The sequence below is a fragment of the Arsenophonus symbiont of Ornithomya chloropus genome (assembly GCF_964026495.1).
Taxonomy (GTDB): domain Bacteria; phylum Pseudomonadota; class Gammaproteobacteria; order Enterobacterales; family Enterobacteriaceae; genus Arsenophonus.
In genome coordinates this window covers 14,308-38,467 of sequence record NZ_OZ032148.1, presented here as the reverse complement: position 1 = coordinate 38,467, position 24,160 = coordinate 14,308, and the positions used below count along the sequence as shown (strand labels likewise).

Here is a 24,160-nt window from a genome sequence, read left to right as displayed (position 1 = left end):
TCTCTCCAAAAAAGTGCCTTATTTATCAGACACCACTACAGTAATATGGCTGGTACGTTTTAAAATACGATCAGCTCTTCCTTTAGCACGAGGCATAATGCGTTTCATTGTAGAACCTTCATTCACAAAAATTTTTTTTACTTTTAAATCATCAATATCAGCACCATCGTTATGTTCAGCATTTGCAATAGCAGACTCAAGAACTTTTTTTACTAAACTAGCAGCTTTTTTATTAGTATAATTTAAAATTTCAATAGCTTGAAATACTTTTTTGCCACGAATTAAATCTGCTACTAAACGAATTTTCTGAGCAGAAGAGCGAGCATAACGGTGCATGGCAATAGTTTCCATTGTTTTATACCTTTAGCGTTTTTTTACTTTTTTGTCAGCTACATGACCACGATAGGTACGAGTAGGTGAAAACTCACCTAACTTATGACCGACCATATCATCAGTAACATATACTGGAATATGTTGACGACCATTATGAACAGCTATAGTTAACCCGATCATGTTAGGAAAAATGGTTGATCGACGTGACCAAGTTTTCATTGGTTTTTTATCACCATTTTTTAATGCTTTTTCTACCTTTTTTAATAAGTGTACATCAATAAAAGGGCCTTTTTTAAGAGAACGTGGCATAATTTTTATCCTCTCTAATTATTTATCAGAACGGTGATGTATTATATATTTATCAGTACGTTTGTTTCTTCTGGTTTTTTTTCCTTTTGTTTGTATCCCCCATGGAGTTACAGGATGTTTACCAAAATTACGACCTTCACCACCGCCATGAGGATGATCTACTGGATTCATGGCTGTACCACGAACTTTAGGACGAATACCACGCCAACGATTAGCACCTGCCTTACCAAAAATACGTAGCATATGTTCTACATTACCCACTTCACCTAATGTAGCACGACAATCAGAAAATATTTTTCTCATTTCTCCAGAACGCAAACGAACAGTGACATAACTATTTTCTCTTGCAATAATTTGCATGTAAGCACCAGCTGCACGGGCTAACTGTCCACCTTTACCTGGTTTTAATTCAACATTATGAACAATTGAACCTATTGGAATATTACACATAGGCAAACTATTACCTATTTTAATTGCTGCATTTTTGCCTGATTCAATAATATCGCCAATTTTTAAATTTTTTGGTGCCAAAATATAACGACGCTCTCCGTCTTTATATAAAAGTAATGCAATATTTGCAGAACGATTTGGATCATATTCTATTCGTTCAACAATACTTGCAATACCATCTTTTTTTCGCTTAAAATCTATCAAACGATAATGTTGTTTATGACCACCACCAATATGACGTGTAGTAATACGTCCATTGTTATTACGTCCACCGGTTTTTTTATTTTTTTGTAATAATGGAGCATAAGACTTACCCTTATACAATTCAGGGTTAACAACTTTGACTACATGGCGACGACCAGGAGATGTAGGTTTGCATTTAACAACTACCATAACTTTTTATATTCCTCCCGTTTACTGCGTAGTGCCAATAAAGTCAATTTTTTGTCCTTCTTTTAAAGTAACATAAGCCTTTTTCCAAGAATTTTTACGACCTCTTTTTTTTTGAGAATGAACTTTCATTTTTCCCTTAACTAATAAAGTATTTACATTTTTTACTTCAACTTCAAATATTTTATGTATTGCATTTTTTATTTTTGATTTTGTAGCATCTCTAGCAACTTTAAGAACAATAGTATTATTTCTCTTTATTGCTGTAGAAGCTTTTTCAGACATATGTGGTCCACATAATATTTTTAATAACAATTCTTCACGAGTCATGCCAGTATCTCTTCAGTTTTTTTTACTGCATCAACAGTTATAATGACATTGTCAAAAGAAATTAAGCTAACAGGATCAATGTTTATTACATCACAAATATTAACTTTATATAAATTCCGCGCTGCTAAAAATAAATTTTTATCAACATTATGCGTAATAATCAAAACATTATATAAAGTCATATCTTTTAATTTTTGCAGTAAAATTTTAGTTTTTGGTTCCGCTAGCATAAATTTTTGGACAACAATTAAACGGTTTTGACGCAATAGTTCAGAAAAAATACTTCTCAAAGCAGCTCGATACATTTTTTTATTTACTTTTTGACTATGATCCTGGGGTTTATTAGCAAAAGCCATTGCACCAGAACGCCAAATTGGACTTCTTATTGAACCAGCACGTGCACGACCAGTGCCTTTTTGACGCCAGGGTTTTTTGCCAGAACCTGAGACTTCAGAACGATTTTTCTGAGATCTAGTACCTTGACGAGCACCAGCTAAATAAGCAACAATTACCTGATGAATCAATGATTCATTAAAATTAAGTCCGAAGATAGTTTCAGAAACAAGCAGCGTACTTTTTTCATCTTTTATTACCAATTCCATTACTATTTCCTAGACATTTATGATTTAATTGCTTTTTTTACAATGACATTACTACCGATAGCACCTGGAATACCACCTTTCACTAATAATAAATTACGTGCAGAATCAATCCGTATTACAGATAAACTTTGAATTGTTACACGCTCATTACCTAATTGACCTGCCATTTTTTTACCTTTAAATACTTTACCAGGAGTTTGATTTTGACCAATAGAACCAGGAACACGATGTGATAATGAATTACCATGACTAGCATCTTGAGTATGAAAATTCCAACGTTTTACTGTTCCAGAAAAACCTTTTCCTTTTGAAATACCAACAACATCTACTTTTTTCATATTAGAAAAAAAATCGATAGTAATCGTTTGACCTAAAACAAATTCTTCACTTGAATTTACTTTAAATTCACGTAAAACTCTACCGGCTTCAACACCAGCTTTAGCAAAATGTCCAACCTCGGGTTTTTTTAACCGACTAGCTTTTTTATTACCTGTAGTAACTTGAATTGCATTATAACCTTCTTTTTCTAAACTTTTAATTTGAGTTACTCTATTATTTTCGATTTGGATAACAGTCACAGGAATAGAGATACCATTCTCACTAAAAATACGTGTCATTCCTATTTTTTTTCCGATTAAACCAATCATTTGTTTTAACCTCTTAATTACTTTTATGCACAACTTTTTTTCAACTTAAGATAATTTAACCTAAGCTAATTTGTACATCTACACCTGCCGCCAAATCTAAACGCATCAGAGCATCAACAGTTTTTTCAGTTGGTTCTACTATGTCAACTAAACGTTTATGAGTACGAATTTCATACTGATCACGTGCATCTTTATTTACATGAGGTGAAATAAGAACTGTAAAACGTTCTTTACGTGTAGGCAATGGGATTGGACCACGCACTTGAGCACCAGTTCTTTTAGCAGTTTCAACAATTTCAACAGTGGATTGATCAATTAAACGATGATCAAAAGCTTTTAACCTAATACGGATTCTTTGGTTCTGCATAAGACCAGAACTCCAACTATTCACAATATAAAATTATTCCTATTAACCATTTATAGTTGATAGGAGAGAAGTAGAATTATTACTATAATAACCTATTTAAAAACAACAGAGGTTATTAAAATACAGTTTTAACTGTCATAGATAATTTTTATAAATTTTCACAAATATACTTTTTGAAATAAAAGCAAAAATTATTATACGCAATTACAAAATAAGAGCAAGTTATAGATTTTAGATCAAATTTTATTATTTACCAATAATAAATTCATAAAAAAATTAATATAAGAAATATTATGAACTTACTTTTTAAAAATTTAGAAATTGATTAATATTTTTTAAAATTTCAAATACTGATACAAAAGTAAATTGCATTATATAAAAATTAAAATTAAAAAATTATCTTTTTATTCATAAAAATACAAAAATAACCATAATATTCTTTATATTCAAAACTTTTTATAATTACATCATTATAAATTTGCATGATTCATAAAATTTATCATTCATTATAACAGGTAAAAATATTTATTAAACCAAAAAATTAATCAATGAACTAATTATTTTATCAAAAAACAAAAAACTGTATCCATATTAATTAATAAAATAATATGTTTATCAAATAATTTTGATAAAATTTTCATAAAAAACATCAAATATAATATATTATTTTTTAATACATATTTATTTTTAACAATTATATAACATATTTTATTTGCAAATCAAAAGTGATTAGATAATATTGGATTTTATCATATCTATTATTAATTTATTTAATTCATTTTTAATGTCTATCTATTAATTAAATCAGTATAAAATTCTAAATAAATACTATTGTTAGTATTTTTAATAAATTTTATTAACAACAATTTTTATTAAAAATAATTAATATTTTTTATGTTTTATAAAAACATGTTTTATATTTTTAATTTTATTATTTTTTTGTTATCTTTTTTTATCAATGATTAATTCTTCCTTTCATTAGTTTAAATATCAAATTTTTTATGACAAAAACAGCTATATGTTTTTTATATCATTAAAATAATTTTGTCTTTATCAATATAAAAAATCGAATATTAATATAAAATTTTTCACAAAAATTATAAAAATTCTGATAAAAACTTGCAAAAATAATCTTTTTTTTAAAAAAATATAATTTTTATATAGTTTTTTATATATTAATAATTTTTTGTTAAGATAAGAATTATTAAAGTTGTATAAAAATAAAAAATATAAAAAATAGAGCAATATAAAAATATAGAAAAAATATTTTTTGTTTAATTTTTAAAAATTTTTAATTCTAAAAAAAATGTGATGCTGATAGGCAGATTCGAACCACCGACCTCATCCTTACCAAGGATGTGCTCTAACCTTATTGAGCTATATCAGCAAATTATATTAGAAAAATATTATTTTTATACATTTTCTGGAGCGGGCAGCGGGAATCGAACCCGCATTATCAGCTTGGAAGGCTGAAATAATAACCATTATACGATACCCGCAAAAATAAATTTTTACTTTTATTTTAATTAATTAATTAAAATATTATACTTTTTACAATTAATTAATAATATATTCATATTTATAATTGTTATTCATTGTAAATTTATATAAATTTACAATGAATAACAATTAAGTTTATAATGGTGGTGGGAGAAGGATTCGAACCTTCGAAGTCTATGACGGCAGATTTACAGTCTGCTCCCTTTAACCACTCGGGAATCCCACCATTTTAAAATATCTAATCTTACATAAAACTTATATAATAACTGAAACCTAAAAAAGATTAATGTTGCTTATTAATATTACTATTTATGACATATAAATAATATTAGTTTTTTTATTTTAATTAGAAAAAATATAATTTGCAATACAAAAATTAAAATAATTTTTATTATATTTTATAATGTTTTTTATTTTTATTTAGAAAAAATTATTTATAAATAATGAAATTATTTATGATAATACTTTTTATTTTAAATAAATAAAATAATTTTTTATTATCTTAAATAATAAAAAAAAATTAATGTAAAATTAAATATTATCAAATAAAAAATAATAAAAATAAATTTAAAATATAAAAATTCTTAAAAATTTTATTTTTTATAAATAATCACAAACATTTTTTAACAATAAAATATATTGACTTATGAAAAAAAAAGAAAAATTTTCAATAGAAACTTATCTAGAATTTAATCCTGAAAATTGGATGATATTTTGTAAAACACTCCCAATTCAACTTTCAAAAAAAAACAAAGAATCATTACAATTTCAAGGAATAAATTATAAAATTCAAATGAAAGAAATCAACACAATTTATATTCCTATTACAGAACTACTTAATTTTTATATAAGTTTAAATTTACATCAAAAGAGTTTTTTAAAAAAAACATCAGATACTACTAATATGAATAAAATACCTTATGTTATTGGTATAGTAGGAAGTGTTGCAGTTGGAAAAAGTACAACTGCTAATTTATTAAAAAAATTATTAAGTAGTGAACCTCTACATCATAGAGTTGAACTTATAACAACAGATAGTTTTTTATATCCAAATAAAACCCTGCAAGATAAAGGATTAATGCATAAAAAGGGATTTCCTCAATCTTATGACATGCATAAATTAATAAAATTTATAACTGAAATAAAATCAGGAATCACAAAAGTGACAGCTCCAATATATTCACATTTTGTTTATGATATTATTCCAAATAAAAAAAAAATTATCCATCGACCAGATGTACTTATTTTAGAAGGTTTAAATATTTTACAAAATAATACAAATTGCCGACATAAATCAAATCATCTTTTGGTTTCAGATTTTCTTGATTTTTCAATTTATGTTGATGCTCCAGAAAATTTATTAAGAAAGTGGTATATAAAAAGATTTTTAAGATTTTGTCAAAAAGCATTCTCTAATTCAAAATCTTATTTTTACAATTATTCAAGATTAAACAAAAAAGAAATAACAAAAATAGCTCAAGCCATATGGGAAAAAATTAATAAAATTAATTTAGAAAAAAATATTATACCTACAAAAGAAAAAGCAGAACTTATTATAACTAAAAGTTATAATCACTCTATTATAAAAATACAATTGAAAAAATAATTTTGTATAATCAATTTATTTTTTAATAAAATTTATCGCCTGAACTTAAAGAAATAATTTCACCACAATAAGAAAAGATTTCACCATTTTGTTTTAATAAAATAGCCCCATTTTGATTAACTCCTTTTACAATACCAATCTCATCACGATTACCAATTCTCAATTTTACTTTTTTATCTAAAAAATTATCTAAAGCTAACCAACGTTCAATAAAGGGAGCAAAACCATATTTTTCAAAAATCAATAATTCATTACGCAAAACTACAATAAGTTTACCAGCAATTATATTTTTTTCTATTTTTATTCCTGATCGTTCAAGATTAATCCAATTTTGATTAATTTTTTTTCCATGAGTACGACTCATAGAAATATTTATTCCAATACCAATGATAATATCTACCATATATCTAATTTTACTCTTCATTTCAATTAAAATTCCAGCAAGTTTTTTTTCATTAAGATAAAGATCATTAGGCCATTTTACTTTTATATTACTACCAATTAATTGATTAAGAGTTTCCGCTATGACAATAGCGACTACCAAACTTAATCCTACTATAGAAGTACGAGTATCTTCTAAATACCAATATAATGATAAATAAAGATTACATCCAAAGGGAGAAATCCAATTACGACCATAACGTCCCCTACCAGCTATTTGATATTCTGCTACACAAGCATCACCAGATTTCAATTGATCAACATAATCTAAATAATCTAATAAATATTGATTAGTGGAATTAAGAACGGATTTTACAAAAATTTTCCCTTTTTTAACCAAACTATAAATTTTTTTATAATCTAATAAATCTATTTTTTTAGTAATCTGATAAAGATCATTATTAATGATATTCACTTCAACACCTAATCTACGTAATATATTGATATGTTTATTAAAATCAACAAATGTAAGACCAAATACTTGAATTAAGTTATCACCTAAATGAATACTACCATCAGAAAGTATTTTTATAAGTTCTAAAGAAATGTCTAAATCTTTCATTAAAGAACATCCATAGGATTTATTTTACCGTATGCATCAATAAAATGAACTTCCGGTTCTAAGATAATATCAAATTTTTTCATAACGTTTTTACTAATATAACTAGCTAATTTTATAATATCTGTTCCAATTGCATTATTTTTATTAATTAAAACTACAGCTTGATGTATATCTACTGCTGCACCACCACATTGATAACCTTTAAGATTACATTGATCAATAAGCCACCCAGCAGAAAGTTTTACTTTTCCATCTAATTGAAGATATGTGGGACATTGAGGATAAAGAATCTTAATTTTATTTGCAATTATTTGAGAAACAATTGGATTTTTAAAAAAACTACCTGCATTCCCAATTACAAATGGATCAGGTAATTTATGTTTTCTAATATTGCAAATTATATTAAATATATTTTCTGGTGTAATTTTTCTTATTTCTAATGAAATTAATTCACCGTATGTTAATATTGGTTTCCATAACTTCTTAAGTTTTAATCCTACGGAAATTACTGCAAAATTTTTATGAGATTTATATTTTAAAATACTATTTCTATAACTGAATTGACATTCACTGACATTTAAACAATATTTTTTTTTATTATTCAAATCAATTATGTTTACATAATGACAAACATCTTTGAATTCAATTCCATAAGCTCCAATATTTTGTATAGGTGCTGCACCTACAGATCCAGGAATTAAAGCCATATTTTCTAATCCATAAATACCAAGCTTAATAAGTTTTTTGATTAATTCGTGCCAATTATTTCCTGCTCCTACGTGTATAAACCAATCATGAGATGATTCCGTTATATGTAATGCAGTAATTTTGTTTAAAATTATTGCACCTTGAAAATCTTTTACAAAAAGAACATTACTTCCTTCTCCCAATAATACAACAGGCCACCCTTTTGATTTTGCACGTCCCCATAAAAATAATAATTCTTCTATTGAAAAAGCTGAATATATTGCTTTAGCTTTCACATCAAGATTAAAAGTATTGTATATTTTATTATATTTATTATAAATTTTATGATACATATATAACACTCTATTATCTGTATTGTTTTTTTTATATTTTAAAAATTATAACAATAAAAAAATACTTTATATTAATAAATGGTTTTATGAAAAACATAAAAAAAATATTCAAAAAGCCACTCATTTTTAAATGAGTGGCTTTTTGAATAAAAGCCTGACAGTTCCCTACTCTCACATGAGGAAACCCCACACTACCATCGGCACTACGGCATTTCACTTCTGAGTTCGGAATGGAATATATCAGGTGGTACCACCGCGCTAAAACTGCCAGACAAATTTTTTGTGTTTTTTATTATATTTTTACTATAAAAAACAGTGCAAACTATAAAAAACAATAAAAGCTAATCTTTTTAAACATCTTTGGTGTTATGAAGTTAAGCCTCTCGGGTTATTAGTACTGGTTAGCTGAACGTATCACTACGCTTACACACCCAGCCTATCTACGTCCTGATCTCGAACACCCCTTATAGGACAATTATTTGTCAGGGAAGACTAATCTTGAGGCAAGTTTCCCGCTTAGATGCTTTCAGCGGTTATCTTTCCCGCACTTAGCTACCAGGCAATGCCATTGGCATGACAACCTGAACACCAGTGGTGCGTCCACTCCGGTCCTCTCGTACTAGGAGCAGCCCCTCTCAATCTTCCTTCGCCCACGGCAGATAGGGACCGAACTGTCTCACGACGTTCTAAACCCAGCTCGCGTACCACTTTAAATGGCGAACAGCCATACCCTTGGGACCTACTACAGCCCCAGGATGTGATGAGCCGACATCGAGGTGCCAAACGCCGCCGTCGATATGAACTCTTGGGCGGTATCAGCCTGTTATCCCCGGAGTACCTTTTATTCGTTGAGCGATGGCCTTTCCATTCAGAACCACCGGATCACTAAGACCTACTTTCGTATCTGCTCGCGTTGTCACGCTCGCAGTTAAGCTGGCTTATGCCTTTACACTAACCTCACGATGTCCGACCGTGATTAGCCAACCTTTGTGCTCCTCCGTTACACTTTAGGAGGAGACCGCCCCAGTCAAACTACCCACCAGACACTGTTCTTAATCCGGATTACGGACTGAAGTTAGAACATCAAACTTCAAAGGGTGGTATTTCACTGTTAGCTCCACATGAGCTGACGCTCATACTTCATAGCCTCCCACCTATTCTACACATTAAAATTCAATATTCAGTGTCAAGCTATAGTAAAGGTTCACGGGGTCTTTCCGTCTTGCCGCGGGTACGCTGCATCTTCACAGCGAATTCAATTTCACTGAGTCTCGGGTGGAGACAGTCTGGCCATCATTACGCCATTCGTGCAGGTCGGAACTTACCCGACAAGGAATTTCGCTACCTTAGGACCGTTATAGTTACGGCCGCCGTTTACTGGGGCTTCGATCAAGAGCTTTGCTTTTATAAAAAGCTTACCCCATCAATTAACCTTCCAGCACCGGGCAGGCGTCACACCGTATACGTCCACTTTCATGTTTGCACAGTGCTGTGTTTTTAATAAACAGTTGCAGCCAGCTGTTATCTGCGGCTGACTTCAGCTTCAGAACGCATGGTTCTTTACTTAATGTCAGCGTGCCTTCTCCCGAAGTTACGGCACTATTTTGCCTAGTTCCTTCACCCGAGTTCTCTCAAGCGCCTTAGTATTCTCTACTTAACCACCTGTGTCGGTTTTGGGTACGATTAATAATTGCCTATCGCTTAGAGGCTTTTCTTGTAAGCAGGGTATCAACTACTTCACTACCTTAGTAGTTCGTCATCACGCCTCAATGTTATAGTTATGTGGATTTTCCTGCATAACTCACCTACACGCTTAAACCGAGATTACCGTCACTCGGATAGCCTAACCTTCTTCACCCCCCCTTCGCAACAATTTTAGTACAGGAATATTAACCTGTTTTCCATCGACTACGCTTTTCAGCCTCGCCTTAGGGGTCGACTTACCCTGCCCCGATTAACGTTGGACAGGAACCCTTGGTTTTTCGGCGAGCAGGTTTTTCACCTGCTTTATCGTTACTTATGTCAGCATTCGCACTTCTGATACCTCCAATAGACTTTTCAATCTACCTTCTACAGCTTACAGAACGCTCCCCTACCCAGCAAAAAAAATATTGCTGCCGCAGCTTCGGTGCATGATTTAGCCCCGTTACATCTTCCGCGCAGACCGACTCAACCAGTGAGCTATTACGCTTTCTTTAAATGATGGCTGCTTCTAAGCCAACATCCTGGCTATCTAAGCCTTTCCACTTCGTTTCCCACTTAATCATAACTTAGGGACCTTAGCTGGCGGTCTGGGTTGTTTCCCTCTTCACGACGGATATTATCACCCGCCGTGTGTCTCCCGTGGTCGCATTCTTTAGTATTCGTAGTTTGCATCGGGTTGGTAAGTCGGGATGACCCCCTAGCCGAAACAGTGCTCTACCCCCAAAGATGAACCCACGAGGCGCTACCTAAATAGCTTTCGGGGAGAACCAGCTATCTCCCGGTTTGATTGGCCTTTCACCCCTAGCCACAAGTCATCCGCTAATTTTTCAACATTAGTCGGTTCGGTCCTCCAATTAGTGTTACCTAACTTTCAACCTGCCCATGGCTAGATCACCGGGTTTCGGGTCTATACCCTGCAACTTAACGCCCAGTTAAGACTCGGTTTCCCTACGGCTCCCTTAATCAGTTAACCTTGCTACAGAATATAAGTCGCTGACCCATTATACAAAAGGTACGCGGTCACCCCACCACTAAGCCTCCTCAAAAATTAGAGGTTTATTAAATTTTATTTAATAATAAAATGATATAAACATTTTAGCTTAGTGGTGGGGCTCCCACTGCTTGTACGTATACGGTTTCAGGTTCTATTTCACTCCCCTCGCCGGGGTTCTTTTCACCTTTCCCTCACGGTACTAGTTCACTATCGGTCAATCAGGAGTATTTAGCCTTGGAGGATGGTCCCCCCATCTTCAGACAAGATAACACGTGTCCCGCCCTACTTATTAAAAGTTTACAATAATAACAACTTTAGATACGGGGCTATCACCCTTTATCGCTGATTTTTCCAAATCATTCTCCTGAAGTTAATATTGATTTTAACTTTTGGCTTTTCCCCATTCGCTCGCCACTACTAAGGGAATCTCATTTTGATTTCTTTTCCTCAGGGTACTAAGATGTTTCAATTCCCCTGGTTTGCCTCGTTAAACTATGAATTCATAAAACGATAGTGTATTAATACACTGGGTTTCCCCATTCGGAAATCATCGGTTATTACGCCTCATATCAGCTTGCCGATGCTTTTCGCAGATTAGCACGTCCTTCATCGCCTCTGATTGCCTAGGCATTCACCGTATACGCTTACTTCGCTTAACTTCACAACCCAAAGATGTTTATACCTAAATATACCTAAATAAAGGTAATTTATGAAAATTCAATTACGAAAAATTAACTTATAAACTTCTCAAGTTTTATTTTTCATTTTTTTCTTTGTCTTGTTTTGCAATTATCATATATTTAATATTTTAATAAAGTTTAATATTATGATAAATTTTAGTTAATTAGCTTTTTCAAATTGTTAAAGAGCATATATTTCTGATTTTTAGCTTTTACTAAACAGTAAAAAAGATTGCTAAAAAATCTTTCAATATATTAAAAATTTAAAATATTTTTAAATGCTTTGTTAAATGCTTTGGTGGAGCCAAGCGGGATTGAACCGCTGACCTCCTGCGTGCAAAGCAGGTGCTCTACCAGCTGAGCTATAGCCCCTCTTTATCTTAATTTTATCATTATACTTTTTTGTAATAATTAGCTAAGATTTATAGTATGCAATCAATATGGTAGGCCTGAGTGGACTTGAACCACCGACCTCACCCTTATCAGGGGTGTGCTCTAACCATCTGAGCTACAAGCCTAATGATATTTAATATCAGACAATCTATGTGGGCACCTTTACAATTCATCTATTAAATGATAAGGAGGTGATCCAACCGCAGGTTCCCCTACGGTTACCTTGTTACGACTTCACCCCAGTTATGAATCACAAAGTGGTAAGCACCATCCCGAAGGTTAAGCTACCTACTTCTTTTGCAACCCACTTCCATGGTGTGACGGGCGGTGTGTACAAGGCCCGGGAACGTATTCACCGCGACATGCTGATTCGCGATTACTAGCGATTCCGACTTTATGGAGTCGAGTTGCAGACTCCAATCCGAACTTAAACGTACTTTTTGAGTTCCGCTTCTCTTTACAGGCTTGCTTCTCTTTGTATACGCTATTGTAGCACGTGTGTAGCCCTACTCGTAAGGGCCATGATGACTTGACGTCATCCCCACCTTCCTCCGGTTTATCACCGGCAGTCTCCTTTGAGTTCCCGACTTTATTCGCTGGCAACAAAGGATAAGGGTTGCGCTCGTTGCGGGACTTAACCCAACATTTCACAACACGAGCTGACGACAGCCATGCAGCACCTGTCTCAAAGTTCCCGAAGGCACCCGAACATTTCTGCTCAGTACTTTGGATGTCAAGAGTAGGTAAGGTTCTTCGCGTTGCATCGAATTAAACCACATGCTCCACCGCTTGTGCGGGCCCCCGTCAATTCATTTGAGTTTTAACCTTGCGGCCGTACTCCCCAGGCGGTCGATTTAACGCGTTAGCTCCGGAAGCCACAGTTCAAGACCGCAACCTCCAAATCGACATTGTTTACGGCATGGACTACCAGGGTATCTAATCCTGTTTGCTCCCCACGCTTTCGCACATGAGCGTCAGTTTTTGTCCAGGAGGCCGCCTTCGCCACTGGTATTCCTCCATATCTCTACACATTTCACCGCTACACATGGAATTCTACCTCCCTCTACAAAACTCTAGTTAATCAGTTTTGAATGCCATTCCAAGGTTAAGCCCGGGGATTTCACATCCAACTTAATTAACCGCCTGCGTGCCCTTTACGCCCAGTAATTCCGATTAACGCTCGCACCCTCCGTATTACCGCGGCTGCTGGCACAGAGTTAGCCGGTGCTTCTTATTTCGGTATCGTCAAATATTAAAGATGTTAACTTTAATATCTTCCTCCCGACTGAAAGTACTTTACAACCCGAAGGCCTTCTTCATACACGCGGCATGGCTGCATCAGGCTTTCGCCCATTGTGCAATATTCCCCACTGCTGCCTCCCGTAGGAGTCTGGGCCGTGTCTCAGTCCCAGTGTGGCTGGTCATCCTCTCAGACCAGCTAGAGATCGTTGCCTAGGTGAACCTTTACTCCACCTACTAGCTAATCTCATATGGGTTCATCCTAAGGTGTGAGGCCACAGTTTTATGTGAGGTCCCCCACTTTACTCCTAAGAGATTATGCGGTATTAGCTACCGTTTCCAATAGTTATCCCCCGCCTTAGGGTAGATCCCCATATTTTACTCACCCGTCCGCCGCTCGCTGAAAAAAATAGAAATTCTATTTTTTTCGCTGCCGCTCGACTTGCATGTGTTAGGCCTGCCGCCAGCGTTCAATCTGAGCCATGATCAAACTCTTCAATTAAAAGTTTGATGCTTAAAAAATATCAAATACAAAAAATTTTGTTTTTTTATTCTTTAAGACTTTATTATTTTGATGTTTTTGTTAGTGCCCACATAGATTGTCTGATTAAATTGTTAAAGAGCGTTTTTACTATTTTAAATAATCATTTTACTTTTTGAAATGATAAAGTCAAGTAGTTATTTTAATTTCTTAATAATTTAATTTTAATACCAAAAAATTAAATATAAAATTAAATATAAAGAACATAAAAAATTTAATTAAATATTTTTAAAATCCAACATTTTATATCTAAGCTTTAATTTTTAATTTAATAAAGCTAAATTATAGTTATATTAAACAAATTACCAAAATAAGAAAATATTTACAAATTCACAAATTAAAATTAATAAAAATAATTATGATGATCAATTGTATTAATTTTAAATGAATTTTAAATTTTTTATATTTTAAATATTTTTATAACAATTAAAATTTATAAAATTAAAAATTATATGAAAAATATATTTTAACAATTTTTTATAGAAAAAGAAAAATTGTATCAACTATATAGTCTTCAATACTTATAAAAATCGTCTATACTTGTAAAATTTTTAATAAAATTAGATGTATTTTTTATTCTACAAACAAAAAATAGCATATGTTTTTTAAAAAAAAATGAATATTATTAATATAATGTTATAAGCATATTTTTTATAATTAATTAACTAATCATTAATTGTTAATTTTTGCAAAAATTTGACAGATTTAAACAAATAATAATAAAAATTTAATATTTAAAAAATCAAAAAACATTACAATTATTCTATAATTTTTTTTATAATTAAGAATGATCTAATAATTTACTTATTAAATCAAATCAAAAAATTAAAATATTATAATTTTTTATAAAAATTATCACAATTGCAGAATAAAAAACATGAATCTCATTTCAAAAAATGATTCATAATTTAAATATATACAATATAAGACAATAATAACTATAAAAAATATTTATTAACAAAAATTACAAAATATCAATAACTTCCATTTGATTTTTAATAGACCATACACTACATTGAACTTGGCCAATATGTTTTTTTTGAAGTAATAACATTACTAAACGAGATTGTCCAATACCACCACCTATTGTTTGTGGCATATAACCTTTTAATAAATCTTGATGCCATTCGAAAAGCATTCTATTATGATATCCTGTTATTTCTAATTGATTTTTAAGTGACTTTTCATCAACACGTATACCCATTGAAGAAATCTCAAATGCATTTTGTAATATAGGATTCCATACAATAAGATCACCATTTAAACCAATGAATCCTTCACTATTCTGTGTAGTCCAATCATCATAGTCAGGGGCACGTATATCGTGAACAAAACCATGAGATAATTTTCCACCAATACCAATAATAAAAACTGCACCTAATTTTTTAACTATGGCATATTCTCTTTCATTGGAATTAAGATGAGGATAACGTTGTAGTAATTCTTCACTATGAATAAAAAAAATCTGATCAGGTAAAAATGGAATTAAATTAAATTTAAAACTAACAACCTCTTCCGTTTTTTTAATTATTTGATAAATTTCAATAACTGTTTTTTTTAAATAATCCAAAGACCGATCTTTTTTTAAAATTACTTTTTCCCAATCCCATTGATCAACAAAAACAGAATGCATAGGTGTTAAACAATCTTCATCAGGACGTAATGCCTTCATATGAGTATATATACCTTCTCCTGGTTCAAAATTAAAACGACCTAAAGTTTTACGTTTCCATTTAGCTAACGAATGTACAATTTCAAACACAACATTTGGGATAGATTTTATTTTAACTTGTACTGCTTGCTCATATCCTGATAAATTATCTTGAATACCATCACCAAAACGACTTAAAAGAGGAGACTGTATTTCAATTAAAGATAATTTTTTTTCTAACAAATTTGAAAAATAAGATTTAATAAAATTAATTTGTTTTTGTTTTTCTATAAATAATTTTTCCATTCTTGACTCCATATAGTTTTTTATTATTTATTTTTTATTAACAATTTATTATCTTAATCTTAATAAAGATATATATCTTAATAAGAATTCTTAATAAGAATATATTACGTTATGTTTATAATAACGTTATATTTATAATATATACATTTTAAAATAAATAACTTTTTAGATCCGATCAAAAGCAATATATTATTTTTAATATCTTCAAAAAAGTACAAAAAATTATTTAAAATAATGTAATATCAAACAAAACATCAAAAAGACCAATTCAACTTATAAAAAAAATCAAAAAACATTTTATTTTTAAAATAATTAGAAAATTTATATAAATAAATATTATTTTGTATCTAAAATTATCAAAATAAAATAAAAAACAAAATAATATTTTATCATGATTAATATAATCTATACATGTACTGATTAATTAAAAACACAAAAAATAATAAAACTGAATTCGCAAACACAAAAATAAGAAGCTATTAAAATAAACTTATTATAATTTTTTTGCTATGCTAAATTCAAACTCATAAAAAATAAAAATTTATATTTTCAAAAAAATATCAAAAAAAATATTGAGGTTGATAATGACAAAAATAACATTAATAACTGGTAGTACAATGGGGACCGCTGAATATATAGCTGAATATACAGCTGAAATATTAGAAAAATATAATTTTGAAACTAACATAAAACACGGACCGAATCTAATAGATCTATCAATGCAAGGTATATGGTTAATTGTGTGTTCTACTCATGGTGCAGGTGAACTACCTGAAAACATAGAATCTTTAGCAAAAGAAATTAACAAAAAAAAACCTAATCTTAACAAGATTTTTTATGGTGCAATAGGAATAGGAAGCAAGGAATATGATACTTTTTGTAGTGCAATTCATAAACTAGATGTTTTGCTAAAAAAACACAATGCTAAAAGAATAGGAAAAATTTTAGAAATTGATATTTTAGAATCTAATCTTATAGAAAATTTAGCAAAAAATTGGATTGAAAAATGGAAAAATAATATTATTAATGTACAAATTACAAAAAATTAGTAATAATTTTGTTGATAAGTTTGAGAATAACCTGTGTTTATAAATAAAAAAACTGATAAACAATGATATATTGTGTATAACTTATTATATTAATACAAACTTATCCTATGTACGATCACTTATCATTCACAATTAAATATCATTCACAAGATCATAATCTTATTAAGATATTTTAATTTATCAACAGATAATCATTATTATAATAAAAAGAATAATAAATAAATATTTATAATTATTTATTTTAAACTTGTGTAATATAAAGTTAATATTTTTTTTAAAAAAATCTTTAACGAAATTAATTATTTTTTATTATAAAATTATTCAAATTTTAAAAATCATTCAAAAAATAAGGTTTAAAAAACAATGTTTTATCCAAAAAAATTTGAAGTTATTGTTATCGGGGGGGGGCATGCTGGGACAGAAGCAGCTTTAGCTGCTTCTCGAATGGGATGTAAAACTTTACTAATAACTCATAATATTGAAACTTTAGGTCAAATGTCATGTAATCCAGCTATTGGTGGAATTGGTAAAGGTCATCTAGTAAAAGAAATTGATGCATTAGGTGGATTAATGGCTATAGCAACTGATAAATCAGGAATCCAATTCAAAACACTTAATGCAAAAAAAGGACCTGCAGTACGCGCAACAAGAGCACAAACTGATAGGATACTTTATAAAAACAATGTTCGAATGGTATTAGAAAAACAAAATAACTTAATGATATTCCAACAAAATATTGTTGATCTCATTGTAAATAATGATCATGTTGTCGGAGTAATAACACAAATTGGATTGAAGTTTTATGCAAAATCTGTATTACTAACTGTAGGAACATTTCTCAATGGTAAAATATACATAGGATCAAAAAGTTTTGATGGTGGTAGAGCAGGTGATCCTTCTTCTATTAATTTATCAAATAAACTAAAAGAATTACCATTAAGAATGAATAGATTAAAAACAGGAACTCCACCTAGATTAGACAAAAGAAGTATTAATTTTTCAGAATTAGTAGCACAATTTAGTGATACTCCAATACCAGTATTTTCTTTTCTTGGAAAACCAAATCAACATCCAAAACAATTGCCTTGTTATATAACTTACACCAATGAAAAAACTCATCAAATAATTCGTGAAAATTTAAAATATAGTCCGATATATACAGGCATAATTCAAAGTGTAGGACCACGTTATTGCCCTTCTATTGAAGATAAAATAGTTCGATTTTCTCATAGATCTTCGCATCAAATATTCTTAGAACCAGAAGGACTTACAAGCAACGAAATTTATCCTAATGGAATTTCTACAAGTTTACCTTTTGATACACAAACAAAAATGATTCATTCAATAAAAGGTTTAGAAAATGCCGACATTACTAGACCTGGATATTCTATAGAATATGATTTTTTTGATCCTCGTGATCTAAAATTAACTTTAGAAAGTAAATTTATCAAAGGACTTTTTTTAGCTGGTCAAATTAATGGTACCACAGGTTATGAAGAAGCTGCAGCACAGGGATTATTAGCTGGGATTAATGCTGCTCTTTATGCTTATGAAAAAACAGGATGGTACCCTCGTCGTGATCAAGCTTACATTGGTGTTTTAGTTGATGATCTTTGTACATTAGGTACAACAGAACCCTATCGCATGTTTACATCAAGAGCAGAATATCGAATTACGTTACGTGAAGATAATGCTGATTTGCGATTAACTGAAAAAGGTTATGAACTCGGATTAATTAATAATGATCGATGGAAAACATTCTGCCATAAAATTGAATTCATTGAAAAAGAACGCCAAAGATTACGTAATCTTTGGATACATCCTAATTGCAAACATATTAATGATATTAAAAAGATTTTAAATGTACCAATTTCCAAAAAAACTAATGGAGAAGAATTATTACGTCGTCCGGAAATAAATTACAAATTGCTTACTTCATTAAAATATTTTTCACCAACAGTTATTCATGATGTTCAAATCACAAATCAAATTGAAATTCAAATAAAATACGAAGGTTATCTTGTCCGTCAACAAGAAGAAATAAAAAAACATTTATGCAATGAATACATAACTTTGCCAATTAATGTAGATTACAAAAATATTAATGGTCTTTCTAATGAAGTAATAGCAAAACTTAATGCTCATAAACCAATTTCTATTGGTCAAGCATCACGTATATCAGGAATTACTCCTGCAGCAATATCTATTTTATTAGTATGGTTAAAAAAACAAGGTTTATTACGCATAAATACTTAATTTTAAAAAATATTTATTTTGAAAAATATTTAAAATATACTTTTATATTAATATTTGATTAATCTTAATTAATCTAGAAAAGATAGTTTTATACAATAAAAAACAGTTTTATACATCAAAAACAATTTTAAATTACTCATTATTCAAATAATTTTATAAAATGATTTTTGTCAAATATGATCAATAATATGTGGAAATTATGTATACAAAATATTTTTTTTTTAGAAAATATCTAATTCAACATTATCAAAAAATACCATTTTTTATTTCTAAATATATTATTATATTATCACAAACAATTAAAAAATATTGTATTTTTAGAAACATAAAGATACTTCAAAAATGAAGACAAAAATATTTTTCATAATTAAAAATATATTCAAATAATCAGTAATTTCACATTTATTTTTTTAAAAAAAGAAATCTTTTTTCCTAAAAGAAGATCAAACGAGGATTGATTTCAATTATATTTTTGTTTTAATAATATTTAAATATTTGCTATGTTTCAAAAACATATTTAAAATTAATAAATCAAAAAAATAATAATGAATAATTTATGATTAATTGCATATAACAAATCTATTGAATTAGATTTCGTATATAGTTATAATGTATATTAAAAAATAACAAATCATACAAATTATTATAATAAATAAAATGTAAAAAACATGTTTTATAATAAAAAATGTTTTTATAATAAATAATATTTGTCTGTTGATGTTTTTTGTATTTGTTACTTTTGATACAAAAAATTAAAATATCTTTTATTAAAAAATGAAATAATTTATAAAAATTAATTATAAAATTCATTATTTTGAGTCATTATTCAAATGACAAAAATCTTTTTTGATTATATGATTATAAAATTAATTTAAGAGTTAACAATTAATCATTTAAAACTTAACTAAAAATTAACTTTTCATGAATCTATTTTAATAAATCTATAAAGAAGAATTTTAAAAAAAAGGAAAAAGGGAAAAGCATCATGTCTGTTTCAAAAGAAATGATGATCAAAAAAAATTATATAGAACACCATTTAGATAATCTTCAATTAGATTTAAATACTTTTAAATTAATTGATCCATTGAATAAAAATGAACTGTCATTTTGGACATTAAATATTGATTCACTCTTTTTTTCAATATTTCTTGGAATTATTTTTTTGAGTGTATTTAGAATAATTGCTATTAATTCAACTAGTTCTGTGCCAAATAAATTACAAACTGCAATAGAAATTATTGTTAATTTTGTTAACTATTTTGTTTATGATATTTATCATGGAAAAAGTAAAATTATTGCACCATTAGCTTTAACAGTTTTTGTCTGGATTTTTATGATGAATATAATGGACTTATTACCTATTGACTTCCTGCCTTATATTGGGAAGGAATATTTATTTTTACCTGCATTACGTGTTGTGCCAACCACAGATGTAAACATCACTATATCTATGGCTATTAATGTATTTGTTTTAATTATTTTTTATAGCATAAAAATCAAAGGGTTAAAAAAATTCATAAAAGAATTAATTTTACAACCATTTAATCATCTTATTTTTATTCCTCTTAATTTAATATTAGAGGGTATTAGTTTTTTGTCTAAACCAATATCACTGAGTTTGAGATTATTTGGTAATATGTACGCAGGTGAATTGATTTTTATTCTTATTGCTGCTTTATTACCATGGTGGTTACAGTGGATACTAAATGTACCTTGGGCTATTTTTCATATACTTGTCATTACTTTACAATCTTTTATTTTTATGATTTTAACAATTATTTATTTATCAATGGCATCAGAAAAAAAATGATAATAATTTTTTAATTTTTTTTTTACTAAAAAGGAAAAATCTATGATGGAAAACTTCAATATAGATCTGTTATATATAGCAGCTGGTATAATGATGGGATTGGCCGCAATTGGTGCTGCAATTGGTATTGGAATACTAGGTGGAAAATTTTTAGAAGGTGCTGCACGTCAACCAGACTTAATTCCACTGTTACGAACTCAGTTTTTTATTGTCATGGGATTAGTCGATGCAATTCCTATGATTACTGTCGGATTGGGTTTATATATGATATTTGTGATTTCCTAATTATATAACATAAAATTTTAAAAACTAAATTTAAAAGAAAAATTTTACTATGAATTTTAATGCAACAATTTTAGGTCAAGCTATTGCATTTTTTCTATTTGTTTTTTTCTGTATGAAATATGTATGGAAACCTATCATAAATGTAATTGAAAAGCGTCAAAAAGAAATTAGAGAAAATTTAATTTCTGCAGAACAAACAAAAAATGAATCAAAATTAATAAAAATAGATGCAAAAAAAGAATTGCGAATAGCAAAACAAAAAGCTGAAAAAATTATAAATGAAGCCGATAAAAAACGAATTCAAATTATTGAAAAAGCTAAATTAGAAGCTAAAATAGAACAAAAAAAAATAATTTCTCAAGCAAATATTGAAATTGAAATTCACCGAAAACATATTTGTAAAGAATTACATAAAGAAATTGCAAATTTAGCTATTTTAGGAGCGGAAAAAATAATTGAACATTCTGTTAATACAAAGATTAGTAATCAAATTGTTAACAATCTTCTTGATGAAATTAAAAAAAAAGATAGTAGGATATCATTAAAATGATTACAATTGCTAGACCATACGCTAAAGCAATTTTTGATCTTGCAGAAAAAGATGAATCTCTTGATGAATACCAAAATATGCTAACATTTATTGTGGATATAATTAACACAAAAGAAATTAATCAGCTTATTTCTTCTGTAATAGCACCTAAAAAAATAGCAACAATATTAATTTCAATTTGTGGTGATAACAGATTGAATAAATACATAAAAAATTTAATTTACATTACAGCTCACAATAACAGATTAAAAGTATTACCTGAAGTTTTAAAACAATTTATTTCGTTACGTAATTCTCTAGAAAAAAAGATTAATATTAATATTACTTCTGCTTATAAATTAAATGAAAAACAGAAATTAAAAATCTTAGAAACAATAAAAAATAAACTTTTATGTTCAGTGAATTTAAATTATATATCCGATAAATCTTTGATAGGAGGAATAATAATTAATATTGGAGATTTAGTTATTGATGGTAGTATACGTAATCGTATTAAGCAGTTAAATAATACATTAAAATTTTTAGGAGAATTGTAAGAATGAAACTAAATTCTACTGAAATCAGTGAGTTAATAAAAAAACGCATTCTTCAATTTGAAATAAACACATCTCATAATGAAGGTACAATCATTACTGTTGGTGATGGAATAATTCGTATTCATGGTTTATCTGATGTGATGCAAAGTGAAATGATATCAATACCTGGTAATCAATATGCTATTGCATTTAATTTGGAACGTGATCTGGTTTCTGCAGTAGTTATGGGATCATATCTTCATTTAACTGAAGGCATGAAAGTAAAATGTACTGGTCGTATTTTTGAAGCACCTGTAGGTCGAGGACTACTTGGACGTGTACTTAATACATTAGGTGAACCTATTGATGGAAAAGGTATTCTTGAACACAATGGTTTTTTACCCGTAGAAGTTATGGCTCCTGGAGTTATTGACCGTCAATCTGTTGATCAACCTTTACAAACAGGATACAAATCAATTGATGCAATGATTCCTATTGGACGTGGTCAACGCGAATTAATCATTGGTGATCGACAAACTGGAAAAACTACATTAGCTCTTGATACTATTATCAATCAAAAGCATTCAAAAATAAAATGTATTTATGTAGCTATTGGTCAAAAAATTTCCACTATTAGTAATATTGTACATAAATTAGAAGAACATAATGCACTCAATAACACAATAATTGTTGTTGCAACAGCTTCTGAAGCTCCAATATTACAATATCTTGTACCATATGTTGGATGTGTAATGGGTGAATATTTTAGAAATCGTGGAGAAGATGCTTTAATCGTGTATGATGATCTTTCCAAACAAGCCATTGCTTATCGGCAAATTTCTTTATTATTAAGAAGACCTCCTGGACGTGAAGCTTACCCCGGTGATATTTTTTATATTCATGCGCGTTTATTAGAAAGAGCTGCACGTGTTAATAGTCAATATGTTGAAAAACATACTAAAGGAAAAATAAAAAACAAAACTGGTTCATTAACAGCATTACCTATTATTGAAACTCAAGAAGGTGATGTTTCTTCTTTTGTACCAACTAATGTTATTTCAATTACAGATGGACAAATTTTTTTAGAATCTAAATTATTTAATTCTGGCATTCGTCCTGCAATTAATCCTGCAATATCAGTATCACGTGTAGGAAGTGCAGCACAAACTAATATTATAAAAAAATTATCTGCTGGTATTCGTACTACATTAGCACAATATCATGAATTATCTGCATTTTCACAATTTTTATCTGATTTAGATGAAGAAACACGTCAACAACTAAGTCATGGACAAAAAGTTACAGAGTTATTAAAACAACAACAATATAAACCAATGTCTATTGCAGAACAAGCTTTGTCTTTATTTTCTGCTGTATATGGTTATCTTAAAAACATTGAATTAAAAGAAGTAAACAAGTTTGAAACATCATTATTAAATTATGCTAATTGTAAATTTCCCATGTTATTAAAAAAGATAAACCAAACAGGTGAATATAATAAAGAAATAGAAAATGAATTAAGTCATATATTGCATTCTTTTAAAAAAGAATATTTTTTTTAAAAAACTATATGCAAATTTTATTTCTATCGCTTAACAAAAAAGAGGAGG

The 24,160-nt window shown here is 29.1% G+C and carries 18 protein-coding genes, 5 tRNA genes and 3 rRNA genes; 8 read left to right on the top strand and 18 right to left on the bottom strand.

The features are described from left to right. Positions 1 to 18 precede the first annotated feature (18 nt). From rplV to ABNS14_RS00135, 10 genes are all read right to left on the bottom strand, one after another. Positions 19 to 351, bottom strand: coding sequence for a 50S ribosomal protein L22 (rplV, locus tag ABNS14_RS00180; RefSeq protein ID WP_348666367.1), 333 nt, complete (start codon positions 349 to 351; stop codon positions 19 to 21). Positions 352 to 363: 12 nt separating this feature from the next. After that, on the bottom strand, positions 364 to 642 hold the full coding sequence (gene rpsS / locus ABNS14_RS00175; RefSeq protein ID WP_348666366.1) for a 30S ribosomal protein S19: 279 nt from the start codon (positions 640 to 642) through the stop codon (positions 364 to 366). 18 nt (positions 643 to 660) lie between these two features. After that, a complete protein-coding gene (gene rplB / locus ABNS14_RS00170) occupies positions 661 to 1,485 on the bottom strand; it encodes a 50S ribosomal protein L2 (protein WP_348666365.1) in 825 nt (274 codons plus the stop codon). Between the two features lie 21 nt (positions 1,486 to 1,506). Beyond that, the gene (gene rplW / locus ABNS14_RS00165) at positions 1,507 to 1,812 is read right to left on the bottom strand and encodes a 50S ribosomal protein L23 (RefSeq protein ID WP_348666364.1); all 306 of its coding nucleotides are present in this window, start codon (positions 1,810 to 1,812) and stop codon (positions 1,507 to 1,509) included. Continuing rightward, complete coding sequence (gene rplD, locus ABNS14_RS00160) at positions 1,809 to 2,414, bottom strand: 50S ribosomal protein L4 (protein WP_348666363.1); 606 nt, start codon at positions 2,412 to 2,414, stop codon at positions 1,809 to 1,811. Before rplD ends, rplW begins: the two co-directional genes overlap by 4 nt. A gap of 17 nt (positions 2,415 to 2,431) precedes the next feature. Continuing rightward, a complete protein-coding gene (rplC, locus tag ABNS14_RS00155; RefSeq protein ID WP_348666362.1) occupies positions 2,432 to 3,061 on the bottom strand; it encodes a 50S ribosomal protein L3 in 630 nt (209 codons plus the stop codon). A 55-nt stretch (positions 3,062 to 3,116) separates the two neighbouring features. Continuing rightward, positions 3,117 to 3,428: a 30S ribosomal protein S10 gene (gene rpsJ, locus ABNS14_RS00150; protein WP_064082472.1), complete on the bottom strand. Its 312-nt coding sequence runs from the start codon at positions 3,426 to 3,428 to the stop codon at positions 3,117 to 3,119. Between the two features lie 1,312 nt (positions 3,429 to 4,740). Then, positions 4,741 to 4,815 (bottom strand) — tRNA-Thr (locus tag ABNS14_RS00145). Positions 4,816 to 4,852: 37 nt separating this feature from the next. Continuing rightward, positions 4,853 to 4,927, bottom strand: a tRNA-Gly gene (locus tag ABNS14_RS00140). A gap of 142 nt (positions 4,928 to 5,069) precedes the next feature. Then, a tRNA-Tyr gene (locus ABNS14_RS00135) sits at positions 5,070 to 5,154 on the bottom strand. A 420-nt stretch (positions 5,155 to 5,574) separates the two neighbouring features. On the opposite strand from ABNS14_RS00135, the gene coaA reads away from it, so the two are divergent. Further along, on the top strand, positions 5,575 to 6,534 hold the full coding sequence (gene coaA, locus ABNS14_RS00130) for a type I pantothenate kinase (protein WP_348666361.1): 960 nt from the start codon (positions 5,575 to 5,577) through the stop codon (positions 6,532 to 6,534). 22 nt (positions 6,535 to 6,556) lie between these two features. Here the strand turns inward: coaA and birA are convergent, their stop codons facing one another. From birA to asnA, 8 genes are all read right to left on the bottom strand, one after another. After that, positions 6,557 to 7,537, bottom strand: coding sequence for a bifunctional biotin--[acetyl-CoA-carboxylase] ligase/biotin operon repressor BirA (gene birA, locus ABNS14_RS00125; RefSeq protein ID WP_348666360.1), 981 nt, complete (start codon positions 7,535 to 7,537; stop codon positions 6,557 to 6,559). Further along, complete coding sequence (gene murB / locus ABNS14_RS00120) at positions 7,537 to 8,577, bottom strand: UDP-N-acetylmuramate dehydrogenase (RefSeq protein ID WP_348666359.1); 1,041 nt, start codon at positions 8,575 to 8,577, stop codon at positions 7,537 to 7,539. The genes birA and murB overlap by 1 nt, the downstream gene beginning before the upstream one ends. Before the next feature lie 152 nt (positions 8,578 to 8,729). Then, a 5S ribosomal RNA gene (rrf, locus tag ABNS14_RS00115) occupies positions 8,730 to 8,849 on the bottom strand. Between the two features lie 98 nt (positions 8,850 to 8,947). Next, positions 8,948 to 11,934: ribosomal RNA gene (locus ABNS14_RS00110) — 23S ribosomal RNA — on the bottom strand. A 317-nt stretch (positions 11,935 to 12,251) separates the two neighbouring features. Beyond that, positions 12,252 to 12,327: transfer RNA gene (locus ABNS14_RS00105), tRNA-Ala, on the bottom strand. A gap of 69 nt (positions 12,328 to 12,396) precedes the next feature. Then, positions 12,397 to 12,473: transfer RNA gene (locus ABNS14_RS00100), tRNA-Ile, on the bottom strand. A gap of 59 nt (positions 12,474 to 12,532) precedes the next feature. Then, positions 12,533 to 14,089 (bottom strand): 16S ribosomal RNA (locus ABNS14_RS00095). Together the 16S, 23S and 5S rRNA genes with 2 tRNA genes alongside form the textbook arrangement of a ribosomal RNA operon. 1,003 nt (positions 14,090 to 15,092) lie before the next feature. Further along, on the bottom strand, positions 15,093 to 16,085 hold the full coding sequence (asnA, locus tag ABNS14_RS00090; protein WP_348666358.1) for an aspartate--ammonia ligase: 993 nt from the start codon (positions 16,083 to 16,085) through the stop codon (positions 15,093 to 15,095). A gap of 584 nt (positions 16,086 to 16,669) precedes the next feature. Here asnA and mioC point away from each other — a divergent pair. The 7 genes from mioC to atpA all read left to right on the top strand — a co-directional run bounded on the left by mioC (position 16,670) and on the right by atpA (position 24,112). Then, the gene (mioC, locus tag ABNS14_RS00085; RefSeq protein ID WP_348666357.1) at positions 16,670 to 17,134 is read left to right on the top strand and encodes an FMN-binding protein MioC; all 465 of its coding nucleotides are present in this window, start codon (positions 16,670 to 16,672) and stop codon (positions 17,132 to 17,134) included. Positions 17,135 to 17,497: 363 nt separating this feature from the next. Continuing rightward, a complete protein-coding gene (mnmG, locus tag ABNS14_RS00080) occupies positions 17,498 to 19,390 on the top strand; it encodes a tRNA uridine-5-carboxymethylaminomethyl(34) synthesis enzyme MnmG (RefSeq protein ID WP_348666356.1) in 1,893 nt (630 codons plus the stop codon). A 985-nt stretch (positions 19,391 to 20,375) separates the two neighbouring features. Beyond that, positions 20,376 to 21,200: a F0F1 ATP synthase subunit A gene (gene atpB, locus ABNS14_RS00075; protein ID WP_348666355.1), complete on the top strand. Its 825-nt coding sequence runs from the start codon at positions 20,376 to 20,378 to the stop codon at positions 21,198 to 21,200. Positions 21,201 to 21,245: 45 nt separating this feature from the next. After that, positions 21,246 to 21,485, top strand: a complete 240-nt coding sequence (gene atpE, locus ABNS14_RS00070; RefSeq protein ID WP_348666354.1) for a F0F1 ATP synthase subunit C — start codon at positions 21,246 to 21,248, stop codon at positions 21,483 to 21,485. Between the two features lie 49 nt (positions 21,486 to 21,534). Beyond that, complete coding sequence (locus ABNS14_RS00065) at positions 21,535 to 22,035, top strand: F0F1 ATP synthase subunit B (protein WP_348666353.1); 501 nt, start codon at positions 21,535 to 21,537, stop codon at positions 22,033 to 22,035. Continuing rightward, a complete protein-coding gene (locus ABNS14_RS00060; protein WP_348666352.1) occupies positions 22,032 to 22,571 on the top strand; it encodes a F0F1 ATP synthase subunit delta in 540 nt (179 codons plus the stop codon). Before ABNS14_RS00065 ends, ABNS14_RS00060 begins: the two co-directional genes overlap by 4 nt. 2 nt (positions 22,572 to 22,573) lie before the next feature. Beyond that, the gene (atpA, locus tag ABNS14_RS00055; RefSeq protein ID WP_348666351.1) at positions 22,574 to 24,112 is read left to right on the top strand and encodes a F0F1 ATP synthase subunit alpha; all 1,539 of its coding nucleotides are present in this window, start codon (positions 22,574 to 22,576) and stop codon (positions 24,110 to 24,112) included. Positions 24,113 to 24,160: the final 48 nt, after the last annotated feature.